Annotated in this window: 16 protein-coding genes; 10 read left to right on the forward strand and 6 right to left on the reverse strand. The window is 33.0% G+C overall.

Features of this window, described 5'->3' with window-relative positions; translation table 11 throughout:
* The first annotated feature begins 62 nt into the window (after window positions 1–62).
* The 3 genes from Q4487_RS12570 (at window position 63) to Q4487_RS12580 (ending at window position 5,033) form a co-directional block, all read left to right on the forward strand.
* Window positions 63–2,981, forward strand: a complete 2,919-nt coding sequence (locus Q4487_RS12570; protein ID WP_303542902.1) for a leucine--tRNA ligase — start codon at window positions 63–65, stop codon at window positions 2,979–2,981.
* A 162-nt stretch (window positions 2,982–3,143) separates the two neighbouring features.
* Window positions 3,144–4,244, forward strand: coding sequence for an alanine dehydrogenase (ald, locus tag Q4487_RS12575; RefSeq protein ID WP_100894799.1), 1,101 nt, complete (start codon window positions 3,144–3,146; stop codon window positions 4,242–4,244).
* Between the two features lie 90 nt (window positions 4,245–4,334).
* The gene (locus Q4487_RS12580; protein WP_100894798.1) at window positions 4,335–5,033 is read left to right on the forward strand and encodes a zinc metallopeptidase; all 699 of its coding nucleotides are present in this window, start codon (window positions 4,335–4,337) and stop codon (window positions 5,031–5,033) included.
* 140 nt (window positions 5,034–5,173) lie between these two features.
* On the opposite strand, the gene Q4487_RS12585 is transcribed toward Q4487_RS12580, so the two are convergent.
* From Q4487_RS12585 to Q4487_RS12610, 6 genes are all read right to left on the reverse strand, one after another.
* Window positions 5,174–6,151 (reverse strand): transporter, encoded by a 978-nt coding sequence (locus Q4487_RS12585; RefSeq protein WP_303542898.1) that lies wholly within the window; start codon window positions 6,149–6,151, stop codon window positions 5,174–5,176.
* Window positions 6,152–6,154: 3 nt separating this feature from the next.
* Complete coding sequence (locus Q4487_RS12590; RefSeq protein ID WP_303542896.1) at window positions 6,155–7,183, reverse strand: cytochrome-c peroxidase; 1,029 nt, start codon at window positions 7,181–7,183, stop codon at window positions 6,155–6,157.
* Window positions 7,184–7,261: 78 nt separating this feature from the next.
* Complete coding sequence (locus Q4487_RS12595) at window positions 7,262–8,092, reverse strand: MbnP family protein (protein WP_303542894.1); 831 nt, start codon at window positions 8,090–8,092, stop codon at window positions 7,262–7,264.
* Between the two features lie 233 nt (window positions 8,093–8,325).
* Window positions 8,326–8,625 carry a hypothetical protein gene (locus Q4487_RS12600; protein WP_100894796.1) on the reverse strand — a complete coding sequence of 100 codons (300 nt, stop codon included), beginning with the start codon at window positions 8,623–8,625 and terminating at the stop codon, window positions 8,326–8,328.
* Window positions 8,626–8,745: 120 nt separating this feature from the next.
* Entirely contained in the window at window positions 8,746–9,216 is a 471-nt protein-coding gene (locus Q4487_RS12605) for an Lrp/AsnC ligand binding domain-containing protein (protein WP_100894795.1), read from the reverse strand.
* A 48-nt stretch (window positions 9,217–9,264) separates the two neighbouring features.
* Window positions 9,265–10,638 carry a saccharopine dehydrogenase family protein gene (locus Q4487_RS12610; RefSeq protein WP_303542890.1) on the reverse strand — a complete coding sequence of 458 codons (1,374 nt, stop codon included), beginning with the start codon at window positions 10,636–10,638 and terminating at the stop codon, window positions 9,265–9,267.
* Between the two features lie 79 nt (window positions 10,639–10,717).
* Between Q4487_RS12610 and Q4487_RS12615 the strand changes: the two genes are divergently transcribed.
* From Q4487_RS12615 to Q4487_RS12645, 7 genes are all read left to right on the forward strand, one after another.
* Window positions 10,718–11,104, forward strand: a complete 387-nt coding sequence (locus Q4487_RS12615) for a DUF423 domain-containing protein (RefSeq protein ID WP_303542889.1) — start codon at window positions 10,718–10,720, stop codon at window positions 11,102–11,104.
* A gap of 68 nt (window positions 11,105–11,172) precedes the next feature.
* Window positions 11,173–12,789 carry a phosphoenolpyruvate carboxykinase (ATP) gene (gene pckA / locus Q4487_RS12620; RefSeq protein ID WP_100894792.1) on the forward strand — a complete coding sequence of 539 codons (1,617 nt, stop codon included), beginning with the start codon at window positions 11,173–11,175 and terminating at the stop codon, window positions 12,787–12,789.
* 411 nt (window positions 12,790–13,200) lie between these two features.
* On the forward strand, window positions 13,201–14,373 hold the full coding sequence (locus Q4487_RS12625; protein WP_303542886.1) for a hypothetical protein: 1,173 nt from the start codon (window positions 13,201–13,203) through the stop codon (window positions 14,371–14,373).
* 134 nt (window positions 14,374–14,507) lie between these two features.
* Window positions 14,508–15,143: a DUF998 domain-containing protein gene (locus tag Q4487_RS12630; RefSeq protein WP_303542884.1), complete on the forward strand. Its 636-nt coding sequence runs from the start codon at window positions 14,508–14,510 to the stop codon at window positions 15,141–15,143.
* A gap of 83 nt (window positions 15,144–15,226) precedes the next feature.
* On the forward strand, window positions 15,227–15,955 hold the full coding sequence (locus Q4487_RS12635; protein WP_303542882.1) for a hypothetical protein: 729 nt from the start codon (window positions 15,227–15,229) through the stop codon (window positions 15,953–15,955).
* Between the two features lie 89 nt (window positions 15,956–16,044).
* Window positions 16,045–16,419, forward strand: a complete 375-nt coding sequence (locus Q4487_RS12640) for a hypothetical protein (RefSeq protein ID WP_100894787.1) — start codon at window positions 16,045–16,047, stop codon at window positions 16,417–16,419.
* 6 nt (window positions 16,420–16,425) lie between these two features.
* Complete coding sequence (locus Q4487_RS12645; protein ID WP_303542880.1) at window positions 16,426–17,070, forward strand: hypothetical protein; 645 nt, start codon at window positions 16,426–16,428, stop codon at window positions 17,068–17,070.
* The last annotated feature ends 8 nt before the right edge of the window (window positions 17,071–17,078 follow it).

Raw genomic sequence — 17,078 nt, forward strand, 5'->3', positions numbered from 1 at the left:
AGTAGGCTGTTTGGCTTGTAATTCTTAAATTTGCCCCATTCTAAATAGCAGAAGACAAGCATATGAACTACGATTTTAAAGAAATTGAAGCCAAGTGGCAAAAATATTGGGCAGAAAACCAAACTTTTAAGGCAGAAAATAATTCTGATAAAGAAAAATTTTATGTTTTAGATATGTTCCCTTACCCTTCTGGTGCGGGGTTACACGTTGGCCACCCACTTGGGTATATTGCAAGTGATATTTATGCTCGTTATAAAAGACACCAAGGGTTTAATGTGTTACACCCAATGGGATACGATTCTTTTGGTTTACCGGCAGAACAATATGCTATACAAACAGGGCAACACCCTGCAGTTACTACTAAAACAAATATTAACAGGTACAGAGAACAACTAGATAAAATTGGTTTTTCTTTTGATTGGAGTCGTGAGGTACGTACTTCTAATCCTGATTATTACAAATGGACACAGTGGATATTTATTCAGTTATTTAATTCTTGGTACAATAACAACACCAATAAGGCTGAAGATATTTCTACCTTAATTCAGGTTTTTGAAAAAGAAGGAAACGCAACCGTAAATGCTGTTTCTGATGATGATATTAATGTTTTTTCTGCTGATGAGTGGCAAGCATACGACACTAAAAAGCAACAAGAAATTTTATTACAATACAGACTAACATACTTAGCAGAAACCGAAGTAAACTGGTGTCCTGCTCTTGGTACTGTATTAGCTAATGATGAAATTGTTAACGGAGTGTCAGAACGTGGCGGACATCCTGTTATTCGTAAAAAAATGACACAATGGAGTATGCGTATTTCTGCTTACGCACAACGTTTATTAGATGATTTAAATACAATAGACTGGCCACAACCTTTAAAAGACTCACAAACCAACTGGATTGGAAGAAGTCAAGGTGCATCTGTTACTTTTAATGTAAAAGACCATAAAGAGCAAATAGATGTTTTTACTACTCGCCCAGATACTATTTTTGGAGTTAGTTTTATGACTCTTGCTCCAGAACATGAGCTTGTTGCAACTATAACAACACCAGAGCAAAAACAAGAAGTAGAAGATTATATACAAGCCACTGCAAAACGTAGTGAGCGCGAGCGTATGGCAGATGTAAAAACCATTTCTGGTGCTTTTACTGGTGCTTACGCAGAACATCCTTTTACAAAAAAACTTATTCCTATTTGGATTGGAGATTACGTATTAGCCGGCTACGGAACCGGAGCTGTTATGGCAGTACCTTGTGGCGACCAGCGCGATTATGATTTTGCTAAACATTTTAATATTGATATCCCTAATGTTTTTGAAGGTGTAGATATTTCTGAAGAAGCTTATGCAGATAAAGAAAAAACTATAATTGCCAATTCAGATTTCTTAAACGGATTACCTTATAAAAAAGCAATGAAACTAGCCATTTACGAGCTAGAAAAAATAGGCCACGGTAAAGGCAAAATTAACTACCGCTTGCGCGATGCTGTTTTTAGCAGGCAACGTTACTGGGGAGAACCTTTTCCTGTGTATTACGTAGATGGTATGCCACAAATGATAGATGCCAAACATTTACCTATTACATTACCAGAGGTAGAAAAATACTTACCAACCGAAACTGGCGAACCACCATTAGGTAACGCTAACGTTTGGGCTTGGTGCACTAAAGAAAATAAAGTTGTAGACAATAGTGAAATAAACAATGACACTATATTTCCGTTAGAGTTAAACACAATGCCAGGTTGGGCAGGTAGTAGTTTTTACTTTAACCGTTATATGGATCCAAATAATACAGATGCCATATTTTCTGATGATGCAATTAACTACTGGCAAGATGTAGATTTATACATTGGTGGTAGTGAGCACGCAACCGGACACTTATTATATGCACGTTTTTGGCAGAAATTTTTGTTTGATAAAGGCGTTGTTCCTAAAAATGAGTTTGCTAAAAAACTGATTAACCAAGGAATGATTACAGGTACAAGTGCTTTTGTGTATGAAGCTCTTCACAATGATAAAAGTTTACAAATTTATGAATCAGCAGGGTTATTTGACGGTCCAAACTACCTGGATTCAGAACATCCTAAATATAAGGAACATTTAAAAGTTTTAAATAGCAAAGGAATTTCTGAAAATGAACTTTCTGAAGTTTCTTTTAGATTAATACACGCAGATGTTTCTTTCGTAAATGCTTCAGATGAGTTAGACATTGAAGCTTTTAAAAACTGGAGACCAGAATACAAAGACGCTGAATTTATTACTGAAGAAGATGGTACTTTTAAGGTTAAGCGTGAGGTAGAAAAAATGTCTAAATCTAAATACAATGTGGTTAGTCCAGATAGTATTTGCGAAGATTATGGCGCAGACAGTTTACGTTTGTACGAAATGTTTTTAGGCCCATTAGAGCAATCTAAACCTTGGAACACTGCTGGTATTACAGGTACTCACGGTTTCTTAAAAAAACTATGGCGTTTATATTTAGATGACAATGGCGCTAAATTTACAGATGCCGCACCAACAAAAGACAACTTAAAAACATTACACAAAACCATTAAAAAGGTTGCAGAAGATATAGAGAACTTCTCTTTTAACACGTCTGTATCTACCTTTATGATATGTGTAAACGAGTTGTCTAGTCAAAAATGCACTAGTAAAGAAATTTTAGAAGCCTTAGCTATTTTAGTTTCTCCTTATGCACCACATATAGCAGAAGAATTATGGCAGCAATTAGGACACACAACTTCTATTGCTACAGCTCCTTTTCCAAAGTTTGATGCATCACACCTTGTAGAAAGCAGCAAAGAATATCCTGTTTCTTTTAATGGTAAAATGCGCTTTAAATTAGAATTGCCATTAGACTTATCTAAAGACGAAATTGAAGCTACAGTAATGGCACATGAAAAAACTATTGCTCAATTACAAGGTCGCGAACCTAAAAAAGTAATTATAGTTCCAGGAAAAATAATAAACATTGTGGGGTAAAAACCTTAAAAAAACAATATATTTTAGATACACCCCTATTTTTATAGGGGTGTTTTTTATTTAAATGATAATTTTAGCCACGCACCCCTTAATTTTATCAATTAATTAGAAATAATTTTAATAATTAATTTAATTTAGCACCAAAATCTAAAATAGTTAATTATGATTGTTGGTATCCCACAAGAAATTAAGAATAATGAAAGCCGAGTTGGTATGACACCTGGTGGAGTTTTTGAGTTAACAAAAAACAATCACACCGTATACGTACAATCTGGCGCAGGCTTAGGCAGTGGCTTTAGCAACAAAGACTACCAACAAGCAGGAGCAGCAATTTTAGACACCATTGCACAAGTATACGCAATGAGTGAAATGATTGTAAAGGTTAAAGAACCTATAGAAGAAGAATACGAGCTTATAAAAGAAGGACAAATTTTATTTACATATTTTCATTTTGCATCTAGTGAAGCATTAACCAAAGCTATGATAAAGCAAAAAGCTATATGTATTGCCTACGAAACTGTTGAAGACAATGACGGCACTTTGCCACTACTAACTCCAATGTCTGAAGTTGCAGGAAGAATGGCAATACAACAAGGTGCAAAATACTTAGAGAAACCAGTTAAAGGTAGGGGCGTACTTTTAGGTGGCGTACCTGGTGTTGCTCCGGGCAAAGTTTTGGTTTTAGGCGCTGGTGTTGTTGGCGTACAAGCTGCTAAAATGGCAGCTGGTTTGGGCGCGCACGTCACCATACTAGATGTAAACATGAAACGCTTACGTTATGTTAATGATGTAATGCCACCACATGTTACAACAGAATTTTCTAACGAGTTTAACATTAGAAAACACATTAAAACACATGATCTTATTATTGGCGGTGTACTTTTAAAAGGCGCTAAAGCTCCTAACCTTATCACCAGAGATATGCTAAAAGAAATGAAACCCGGTACTGTAATAGTAGATGTTGCCGTAGATCAAGGCGGCTGTGTAGAAACTACCAAACCAACTACCCATGAAGACCCAATCTACATTATAGATGATGTTGTACATTATTCTGTTGCAAATATGCCAGGAGCTGTACCTTACACCTCTACAATGGCATTAACCAATGTAACACTGCCTTACACCTTAAAACTAGCCAACTTAGGGTGGGAAGCTGCTTGTAAAAAAGACGCCTCTTTACATAAAGGCTTAAACATTGTATTAGGTAAAATAGTTTACAATGAAATTCTTGAAGCTTTTGGTTGGGAAGAAGCATTAGCATAAACTTAAACACATGTCAGTAAAATAAACCTCGCTAAATTTGGCGAGGTTTTTGCTTTTTAATTGTTATATTTATTTTTTAAAACACAAACTATGTATACATATTATATTATTATTGGTGCAGTTGCTTTAGTTAGCTGGATTGTTAGCAATAGACTTAAAAGCAAATTTAAAAAGTACTCTAAGGTGCAATTACGCAACGGAATGAGTGGCGCAGAAATAGCTGAAAAAATGCTAGCAGATAATGGCATTAGAGATGTAAAAGTGATTTCTACTCCTGGTATGTTAACAGACCATTATAACCCAGCAAATAAAACAGTAAACCTTAGTGAAGGTGTTTACAACCAACGCAATGCAGCTGCTGCAGCGGTTGCTGCTCACGAATGCGGACACGCAGTACAACACGCTACAGCATACCAATGGCTAACAATGCGTTCTAAATTAGTACCTATTGTTAGTGTAACATCTAGTATGTCTCAATGGGTAGTTTACGGTGGCGTTGTTTTAATGGCAGTGTCTGGTATTGCTGGTGGTGTAGGATTTTGGATAGCAGTTGCTGGTTTGGTAATGATGGGTTTTGCTACATTATTTAGTTTTGTTACTTTACCTGTAGAGTACGATGCCAGTAACCGTGCATTAGCTTGGTTAAAAAATAAAAATATGCTTAGCCAAGAAGAATATGCTGGCGCTGAAGACGCCTTAAAATGGGCTGCCAGAACATATTTAGTTGCTGCTTTAGGTGCATTAGCCTCTTTAATATACTGGGCTTACCAAGTATTTGCTAGAGATTAACTATTTACAGTACATAAAAAGCAAAAGGGTGTCTTTAAAAGACACCCTTTTTTATTGGGCATAATGTTGCTCTAAAAAATTCCCCAAACCATTAGAACCAACTCTAGTTAGCGTTGCTCACTACACCCAACTTTACTTTGCTATATGTTAATGTTTAAATACAATGAAAACCTGTTTTTAACCTCAACCTTTCCGTTGTTTAAATCCTGATCTATTGGCAACATACTTGTAACACCTAAAGAGTACTTTTTATAACTAGCCTCTACGCTTAGCTTACCAAAAAATACATCGCCCCCCGTATTTAAAACCGTTAAGTTGTAAGACTCATCCTCACTATAATTTTCACCACCAACACCAATTGCAGGTGTTAGCGCAAAATTAGTAGACAAGTAATATGTTTTATAAGTGTTTAACCCATAATTTAACTGATTACCAAACTGATAGTCTTTAGAGTTTTTTGTTTTAAAAGTATAATTTACCATTGCAGACATTCCCCAATTGTTATGAGAAAGTCCGTAATTTACTGCCGTAACATAATCCCAACTCCCTGTTCCTAGCTGAAAACTGGTGTTTACACTGCCCGTATTATTAGCTCTATCAAAACTACCGGTTGGCATTTTTACACCACCACCTATTTGCAAAGAGTGTTGTGGGCCAACCACCATAATACTATCTTGTTTTGCTAATATTTTGTAAAAACCTAAAACTGTTATATCTCCTAAACCATTAATATTCTGAGAAGATTTGTTTGCAAACTCTCTATTATGAAAATGATAAGGCACAATTGCATTTACTAAAAAACGCTTACCAATTGGCACTCTACCCCAAGCCTGTAGTGTATTAAAGTTTTCATCTATCCAAGGAGAGTCGTTAAAAATACCATCCCTAGATTGGTAACTTTGAGATATGTAACGCACTCCTGCAAAATTAGTATCTAAACCAGTACCAAACCCCATGCTACCGCCATTACCACTACAGCCACAAGTGTCACAAAAGTCCTCAAAAATGTAATGCTTTGTAGTTGTCACCGTTTGCAAACTATCTGTTGGCTCCGTTTTATGTATGGCAAACACATTGCACACAACCAATAGACATGCTATTATTATTAATTTTTTCATATTCTATTTTTCTGAAAATCGTTCGTCTGTTAAAAAGGTATTATCCGTAAGGGTATTTAAAAAAGCAATAATTGCAACCCTCTCATCCTCTGTTGTAGCAATACCTAAATTACCATTGTTATTTAACAACGGATCTAGCGTTTCTGAGTCTACAACTCCTTCATTATAAAAAGCCAATACCGCCTCTAAAGATCCAAAACGCCCATCATGCATATATGGCGCTGTTACTGCTATATTTCTAAGACTTGGCACTTTAAATTTGTAATTATCAGCCACAAAACCAGTTACTTTTCCTCTTCCTATATCATCTAATTTAGGATTAGGTTGCAAGCCATTATTTCTAAAACTTCCATCAGAAAACAATGCTGTAGCGTGGCAACTAGCACATTTTTGCTCAAAAAGAGCTAAACCCTGTTCTTCCACTTCGGTTAGTTGAACTTCTTTATTTATGTACTTATCATACTTTGCATCTGCAGAAATCATAGTTACCATAAACTGCGATAATGCTAACAAAAAGTTTTCAGAATTCACTTCTCCATCTTCAAAAGCCTCAGCAAACAGTTTTTTGTAACCAGATTTGTTCTTCAGTTTTTCTATAACATTTTCTAGCGTCTCATCCATTTCTACCTCTGTAGTAATAGGAATTACAGGAAAAAGGTCTAAATGACCAGTTGCACCATCCCAGGCAAAATTTTCTAAAAAAGCCATATTTTGCACAGGCGGCGTGTTTCTTGTTCCCTCTAAATCGTTTACGCCATGGCTAAATGTATGTCCGTGATGTGTAAATGCATATTTTTGTTCATGACAAGATCCGCAAGAAATTGTACCTGTAGAAGATACTGCACCATCATAAAACAATTTACGACCAAGCTCTATTCCGTTTTCTGTTAACGGGTTGTTAGTTAAGTTGTACGTTACCTTCGGAAAATGAGCTGGCACCTCTAGTTCTACCGAAACATTGGTGTAACCATCGTCATTATTTTGACAACCCACAACAGCTAACAAAGCTAAAAAGAAACTAATTTTCTTCATATCAACTAAATAAAAATAGGAGCTACAAGCCCAGCTAAAACCAAAACTAAAACCAGGCCCGTAACACACTATTAAATTTTAATGACTACTGTTACCAGCTTCATTATTATGTACGTGATCTACCTTAAAAACTAATGGTACGTTAGCCGCTACTTTTACAGCACCTTCGCCACCCATAATTGCATTGCCATAAGCCTCTAAACTTACTGCTTCTTTAGCTGTTAAAAGTGCATTTGCATCTGTAATAATATGTACTTCTGGAGCCATATCTTCATTTACAATAATTGCAGAACCTGCAGGAACCTCTATAGTTGTTTCTGCATAATTAGTAACCTCATCACTAGCTCTACCCAAGTGAACTTTAAAATTTTCATCTGTAGTTGTACCAGATGTATAAGCTCCTTCAAAATTGATATACTTGTAACCAGAAGCCCAAGACCATGTCATATCATACTCACTAGCAGCATCCCAAAAATCTCCTGCCCCACTTAAACCTTGGTCGTATTTTTCTTTATCTACACCAATACCAAACTTAACAGCTTTGTATGTACCTGCTGGCACACCTTCTAAAACTATTTCTGTATTATCAGCAAGCTCATCATTAGAATCTTCACTAATAATAAAGTAACTATTTTCTTTTGGGTATGAATACTCCATACCGTCTTCATCTATTAAAACAATGTTACTTATTATGTAGTTTAAACGAGATACCGTTAAAGCCTCACCGTTTGCATTTGCTGTATTAGCTGTTCCTAGTGTTAACTCATTTCCTGCAAAGCCACTATCAAACTCTAAAGTAACCTGTCCTGGATTTACATTATCCATTTCTCCGTCATCATCAGACGAACAAGATGCTAATGCTATTAAACTAAAACTTACTACTATCGATTTTAAAAAATTTGTTTTCATTTTAAACTTTTACTTATTTCTTATTCTATTTTGTATGATTTTATTGTGCGTTTAGTTCTAAAAAAATCATATTACAGCACCATATTTCTATAAAACGAAATGGGAGTATTGACTTTTTTAAAAAAATAAACAGCGGCGTTGTTAAGCTTTAGGTTGATAATAAACAACACAAAGAAATTATGATTTTACAAAGACTGAAAAATCACATTAATACGAAGCTTAACTAATAAAATTTAAGAAATAGGAGGACGTAAAAGGCCAAAAACCGATTTGTAGTTATAGGTACTCTCTGCAGAAAGTATTTTCGATTTTTTTTCTAAAGTAGATTGTGAACTCAAAAAAAGATCTTCACTATTTTGATGAAACAACAACTGAAACTCAGATTTTACAACACCTTGCTCATTGTGCTCTTCCTGGGTAGACTTCTCTATAGATTTCATTAAAGCACACTTACCATTACACTCTAACTCTGGCTTGTCTTGATTTATACACAAAACCTTAGAGATATAATCATAATTAACCACATACTCCATAAACGGGAATATTGGTTTAAGACATATAATAAATGCTATTATGAGTAACGTTTGTTTCACGCCGCAAATTTACTATTAAAATGAGTTTAAAACTAGAACATTTGTCATAAATAGCTACAATTATATCTGTATTTGCCTATCTATTTGCTGATCTAATGATATAAAGGTTTCTGTTCTAGAAATACCTTGTATTTGTTGTATTTCTTTATTTAACACCTGCATAAGGTGCTCATTATCTTTACACAAAACTTTTATTAAAATAGACCAGTTACCCGTAGTATAATGACACTCTAAAACCTCTGGAATTTTCTCTAGCTCTTTAACTGCACTTGGGTTACTCATAGCTTTATCTAAAAAAATACCAATATATGCCATTGTGGTATAGCCCAAAACTTTAGGGTTTATAACAAACTTAGAACCAGACATAAGTCCGGACGTTTCTAACTTACGTAAACGTTGGTGAATTGCAGCACCAGAAATTCCTATTTTACGAGCAATTTCTAAAATAGGCTTACGAGCATCTTGCATTAGATACCTTATAATTTTCTTGTCTATTCCGTCAATTTTTATTCTATCGTTATCAAATTTCATAAGTCTAGTTATAAATTAACCGTAAATATACCAATATAGCTTTAAATGCTAACTATGTTCTACTGTAGAATTATACCCTTTATACTCTGTATTATATTCTTTAAACACAATACCATACTCTTGTAACTCGTTTAAAATAGGTTCGTAAATGTCTTTAGTTATAGGTATTTGCACACCGTAATTTTTAACTTTATTATTTAAAATTAGCAAGGTTGCTATGGCAACTGGCAAACCAACAGTTTTTGCCATTGCAGTATGCGTTTGGTTTTTACCCAAGGCAACCATGTTAGAGTCTATTTGTTTTTGTTCTCCGTTAAGTGTGTAGCCAAATTTATGATACATCACAATCATATCCTTATCATCCTTATCTAACGTCCAGCTTTGCTCTAAAATTTGTTGTAATATTTGAGCAGGAGTACCATTTTTTAAAGTTATAAATTTAGAATCATCAAAAATATGAAGCTCTAGTAACTTACCCCACATAACATCATCCTGATCTATTTTTAGGTAATGACGCAATTTAAGCTCCACAGAATCTGTTGGTGAATATGGCAAAAACAAATTGGTAAACGATCTGTAACTCATATTTTCAGAGTTTTCAATAGTATAACTATCATCTGTCATTCCTAGTTCTACAAACATATTCCAAGCCTTAGAAAAACCAACTCTGCGCATTGTTCCTCTATATAAAGTAAGTACATCTTGTAAGCCATAAGCCTCTCTATATTTTAAAGAGTCTCTGTTTGCGTAGCCTTCAAACCTACCAAAACCTTCTACATTAAAAAATTCGGTTCTTCTAAACAGTTTGTTATAAGGTATGTATTTATAAGTACCCTCTTGTATAAATTTTGCTGCACCACCTTGACCCGCAACAACAACGTTTCTTGGGTTCCAAGTAAACTTATAGTTCCATAAATTAGTATCGCTCTCTGGCGCTACTAAACCACCAGTAAAAGACTCAAACAACAACATTTTACCGCCTTGCTCCCTAATATTATCTATAATTTGCATAGCACTCATATGATCTATACCAGGGTCTAATCCTATCTCGTTCATAAAAACAAGTTTATTTTCTTTAACCTGCTTATCTAAGCCCATTAACTCATCACTAACATAAGATGCTGTAACTAAATGCTTTTTAAAACCAACACAATCTTTAGCTACTAATATGTGTAAACTAGCAGGCAGCATAGATATTACTATAGTAGCACTTTGTATTAGCTTTTGTCTCTCTTCAATATTAAAAATATCTAAACCAACAACTGTACACGCATTGTGGTTTGCAATATTTGGAGCTATATTTTGCGGTTGTAGGTCTCCTATAGTTATATGTAAGTTTTCTTCTTTTGCCTTACCAAGTAAATAATCTAATAAATAAGCTGTAGATTTTCCGGCTCCCAATACAAGTATTTGTCTTAACATATGTTTTATTACTTTTGATAGTGATACTGATGAAAACATCAGTTTTGTTACATTTATAAATTTACAAACGTTTTTTGTTATGAACAAAACAATTTTAAGTACAGGAGTATTTTTTGGTTTTACAGCTGTAATCATTGGTGCATTTGGTGCTCATGGATTAGAAAATTTAGTAGATGCCAAGTCTATTGCATCATACAAAACCGGAGCTCAATACCAAATGTATCACGCCTTGCTTTTACTTGTTTTAGGCCTAATACCGCAGCTTACAGCAAAGCAAAAGAAACCAATTTTTTACGTTTTAGTAATAGGTATTATTCTTTTTAGCTTCTCTATATATGTTTTAAGTATTGATACTATTTTAGGATTTAATGCAAAATCTATTGCTTTTGCAACTCCAATTGGTGGATTATTTTTAATAATTGGATGGTTTTTATTAGGTTATCGCATTTTTAAACATTTTAACTAAACATTTGATAATTAAACCATATAACTGTATTTTTTTTTTAGCTTTGCATTAACATTAAAACTAAAACTATGAGCACTTATAGTCCAGACACGAAAACGATTTCGTTGGAGGAATATGGTATTACAAGCACTGACATTAATTATCAATTATCTCCGTCAGAATTGCACAAAATAACTTTGGAAAAAGATATGGGTAAAGAAGCCTCTTCTGGAGCTTTAGCAATTAATACTGGCGAATTTACAGGTAGATCTCCTATGGATAGATTTATTGTAAAGGATGATGTAACTGCTGACAAAGTTTGGTGGGGAGATATTAACATTCCTTTTGCACCAGATAAATTTGATGCACTTTATGACAAAGTGATTGATTATCTAAACGAAAAAGAACTTTATGTTAGAGATGCTTACGCATGCGCTGATAAAGATTACAAGTTAAACATTAGAGTTATTAACGAGTACCCTTGGTCTAATATGTTTGCTTACAACATGTTTTTAAGACCAACTGTAGAAGAGCTAAATGGCTTTGATCCAGAATGGACTGTTGTTAATGCCCCTGGTTTTATGGCAGACCCAGAAGTAGATGGTACACGCCAACACAATTTTGCAATTTTAAACTTTACAAGAAAAATTGCTTTAATTGGTGGTACTGGTTACACAGGAGAAATTAAAAAAGGTATTTTTTCTGCGTTAAACTTTATTTTACCTGTTTACAAAGACACATTGCCTATGCACTGTTCTGCAAACGTTGGTAAAGATGGTGACACTGCTATTTTCTTTGGCTTATCTGGTACAGGTAAAACTACCCTGTCTGCAGATCCTAACAGAAAATTAATTGGTGACGATGAGCACGGTTGGACAAATGAAAATTCTGTTTTTAATTTTGAAGGTGGTTGTTACGCTAAAGTAATTAACCTATCTGCAGAAAACGAACCAGAAATTTTTGGTGCAATTAAAAAAGGTGCCATTTTAGAAAACATTGTAATGGATGATAAAGGTGTTGTAGATTTTGCAAACACTTCTATTACACAAAACACAAGAGTTAGTTACCCTATTTATAATATAGAGAACATACAAGAACCATCTATAGGTACTAACCCTAAAAATATATTCTTTTTAACAGCAGATGCTTTTGGTGTACTGCCTCCAATATCTAAACTAACTCCTGCACAAGCTGCTTACCACTTTATATCTGGTTACACTGCTAAAGTTGCAGGTACAGAAGCTGGGGTTGTAGAGCCGGTACCATCTTTTTCTGCTTGTTTTGGCGCACCTTTTATGCCATTACACCCAACTAAATATGCAGAAATGCTAAGTGCAAAAATGCAAGAAGCAGGTGTTAATGTATGGTTGGTTAATACTGGCTGGACAGGCGGACCTTACGGTGTTGGTACACGTATGAAATTAAAGTACACACGCGCTATGATTAATGCTGTATTAAATGGCGATTTAGGTTTATACTCTTATGATAAATACCACATACACTCTGTATTTGGTGTTGCACAACCAAGAGAGTGCCCAGGTGTACCTACAGAAGTACTTAGCCCAAGAACAACTTGGAATGATGATGAAGCATACTACAAAACTGCTTTTAAATTGTCTAACGCGTTCCGCGAAAACTTTGCCAAGTTTGAGTCTTACGCTAATGAAGAAATTAGAAGAGGTGGCCCACAACGCTACGCCTTTTAAGCATAACACTGTACTTAGTACAGCTTAATAATTTTAATTACAAAATCCAGAGGAGCTAGCTTCTCTGGATTTTTTGTTTTTAAAAATGTACGCTTTATCAACTATAACAAAAAAAAAGAACTATTACATTTATTTGCTTTTGTGAAGCGAATAAAATATTCATAAACTATAAAAAAATAAAGCTTAAAACCTAAGTGCATGTGTTTATAGCATATGGGAAGAACAAACGTAATACATTGAGATTATTAGGTGGTTTTACACAATTATGAAGAAGATTACATCATTAATCCTATTTTCTTTTCTGCTACCTTTATGAGTGTCTTTTTACACGCTACGTTTATACAAAATACAATTAACAAAAATATACTGTAACATTTTAGCTAGTTAATTGTCTTATGAATAAACTAACACATGAAACACTTATACTTAACTATTGCATTATTATTTACACTATTTAATGCATATTCTCAGCAAACGCTCTCCGAAATAATAAAGAAAAATACTTCAACTTTTCATTATCAGGATAATCAGTTTAAAGGAGATGGATGGGAAGAAATATTGGGTCAAATAAAAGAACACAAGAATGTTCTAATTGGTGAAGATCATTTCTTTAATGAAATTCCTTTATTTATCTCTAAAGCAACATCACAAGTAAAATTTGACAACTTTTTTTGCGAAATAGATCCTTATTCTGCAAAAATAATTGAACAAAAGATACATACCTTAAATGAAAATGAACTTACACAATATGTAAGTGACCTAAGTAATAATCTTTCATTTTCTTTTTATTCTATGGTACCTGAATTTAATATGCTAAAAGATTTAGTCCAAGCTAATACAAACATAATTGGCACAGACCAAATTATGTTAACTGCAGATAAACTAATGGCAATAAAATTACTTGAGATAACAAAGAATGAAGTTGCTAAAACAATATATGAAGATATAAAAAAGAGGTCTGATGAACATTTTCAATTATTTATAAATAAAAAAGGAGGTCCCTATTTTTTTTCTGAAAAGTTTGAACAAAACCTTAAAAAACTTGAAACACTTAAATTAAGTTTAGAAGAAAAACTGATTGTAAAAGATTTAAAGTTATCTAGAGAAATATATATTACACAAAATCACTATTTAAGAATTCAATTAATGAAAAATAATGTTTTCAAAAATATTGAACTTTTAAAAGAACATAAAAATTTATTTAAATATGGAGCAATTCATATAAATAAAGGCGAGAGTATATTGGGTGGTTATGACATTGGTAATTTTGTTTCTAATATAACTGATGCAAATTTTGACTCTTCTTTACATGTAATGATAATAGGCAAAAATGGAACACAAGGAATTCCTTTTAGTAAGGAAGTTCAAAAAATAGATTTAAACAGCAAAGATTTAAAACATTATAGTGTGTTTTTTGAAAATACAGAAGGAAAAGAATGGCACTTGTTTAACACATCTAAAATTTTAAAAGGTGTAAATTCTAACAAAATAAAAATAGACAATAAGGTATTGCTAAAAACATTAAAAGGCTTTGACTATATAATTGTAATACCTGAAGTTAGTGCCGCTTTAAACATAAATTAACCTTTGTGAAATTAGCTATTTAAACCCAATACATAATATTTATTTTTGGCTAAGTTACAAACCAAAACTATAGTACTTATTACCTCTACTAAATTTTATACATAAGTGCCTTACCAACAATTTAAAAATAATAAATGAGTAACAAAACAGTATATTTAATAGGTGTATTAGCCACAATCATATTTATAAGTAGCGCCCTTATTGGAGGTTTATTAATTGATGATTACAGTGTTACTAGCCAATACATAAGTGAAACTTATGCGGTAGATACAGAATATGGATTATGGTTAAGAATCTTAGGCTACATACCTAGTGGCATCTTATTTACTATTTTTTGCTTTGCTGCAATTAAGTATTTCCCTTCTTCTAAATTAATAAAAACTGGATTTTTGGGTGTTGGTGTATTCTATGGTATTGGAACTATTGTAACGTCTATATTTGCTTGTGATAGCGGTTGCAATCCCGAATTTATAAACCCAAGTATTTCGCAAGTAATACATAATTTATCAGCCTTATTAATATATGCTATTGTTCCTATAAGCATTATTATAGCAGGTATTGGTTTAACAAAATTCTCTAAATACAAGGCTCTTTCTTTTTCATCTATTATTTTAGGTACTCTAAGTGCTGGTTCTGTTTTTTTATTATTTTCTAACCTTCAATCAGATTTTTTAGGCCTATACCAACGAGTTATTGAATTATTAATTTTAACTTGGGTATTGATATGTGCTTTTAGAATAAAAAAAACAGGCAATAATGATCTTAATTGATATAATTTTTGACATTTAATCTAAGTTAAATACTAATTTCTTATACCAACTATAATACTAACCACTTGCTATAACACAAAAAAATGAAGTTTTTAATTATCATTGGAGTCGTTTTACTGATTATAATTTCTGTTTGGTATGCTAAAAAGACTGGTGTAAATTCTGAATTTCACAATAAACAAAAAGCACTAACTGTTTCTGACACTATAGATAATCCTTTAGATTTTGGATACAAGATGGTTTGGATTGCAGTAAAAACAAATCAGAAAAAAAGACTTGCTGAAATTATTAAATTAAAAAGCATTAAACCGGCAAATTGGAAAAGTGGTATTAAAACAGCTTATGAGGACGGAATTTACATTACTCCGCAAATTGGAGAATGGACCTTAATTACCGGAAATAGATTGGTAAACAAAGGAGATAACAAAGAAAATATGGCTGCCTTAGAAACTCTCTTAGATTATTTAAGTGCAGAGTTTGGAGAAGCTCAATTCTTTGGTACCAACCGAGTAGTAGAATACCATAGTTGGATGAAGTCTAAGAATGGAAAAATGGAACGGATTTATTCGTATCTTGGAGAAAGTATGGAAAACATTAAAGTGTTTGGACAACCAACTAATGCCGAGGACCAATTAACTCTGTTTAATTCTTTCTCTAAAGATGCTGAGAATAAAGCATATTTTGAAAGACAAGATTTAACCTATGCAGATGAAATGTTAGTTATGGAGATTGCTGGTAAATGGAGTGTAAATCCTACTGTATTATCTAAACGAACAGACATAAAGAAAGAATTAGGACTAGTTGGTGAGTAATTGCTATAACTAATAAAAATAACCGTTGCACACGCCTTTAATACTAGTGTGTATTATCATATTTTTTAAATTTTAAAAAAATAATTATTATGAAAAACCTATTAAAAACATTACCAATTCTACTATTATTTGTAACCTTTAGTGCGTTTAACACTAATGAAAAAAATTCTGAAACAAAGCCAAACGGACTAAAAATTGAAATTATATTTAATAGTAATTTACAGCCTGATGATTTAATTAATATAAAGAAGAAATTAGCTTCTAACGGAATTACTCTTACTTATAAGTCGTTTGATTTTAATGAGAATAATGAATTAATAGCTATTTCATTTGATGTTGACTGTAATGATGGATTTAAAGGTGGAGCTAAAAAGCAAAATATTACTAGCAAAACCAGATGGGGATTTTTTAGAGATTACTCAGAAGATGCAGAAAGTCCGTTTGGAATAGGTCTTTTAAAATAGAGTTTTATGAAAATAAAATTTTCATCAATTTTAATTCTAATTACTCTTATTTCTTCTGCTAGTTATGCCCAAAAAACAAACAAGTTAAAAATGACTAAAGAAGTAAAGCAATTGATAGAATTAGGTAGAGATTCTATTATTAAGCTAGCTCTGCCTTTAGTAGATAAAAATGTAAGCTTAGAAAATTTTTCTAAAACTAGCGTACAAAGTAACGGCACAGAGGTTTATGTTGCTTTTTCTAATCCTGTTATGTACTTGCCATTAAATACTGTTTTTTATGACCATGTTGGTGTAAATTTAACTACTGGATCTGGTTACAAAAGCACCGTTGCTAATCCTGCAGGTTATAATACTCAAGAAAAAACACCTTATTATTTACAAACAGAATCAATTAAAAAAAACATAGCGTTTATATGTAATGCCATAGACTCTTTTAATTACGCAGATATAGCCAATTTTAATGGTAGTATGCGCATTTTAGAAAAAAAAGACCATTACAACATTAGTGTTGTATCTGAAACGCAAGAATCATGGTATAAGGTTAAAAAAGTGACTGGTAAAATGTTTGATGAAGGTCACGCTCATCTAGAGCTACCACCAATTACAGAGGATAACCAAAATACGTTTAAAGAAGTACTTTTTAAGGAGTAAGAATAATA

The organism is Cellulophaga sp. 3_MG-2023 (assembly GCF_030546975.1).
Taxonomy (GTDB): domain Bacteria; phylum Bacteroidota; class Bacteroidia; order Flavobacteriales; family Flavobacteriaceae; genus Cellulophaga.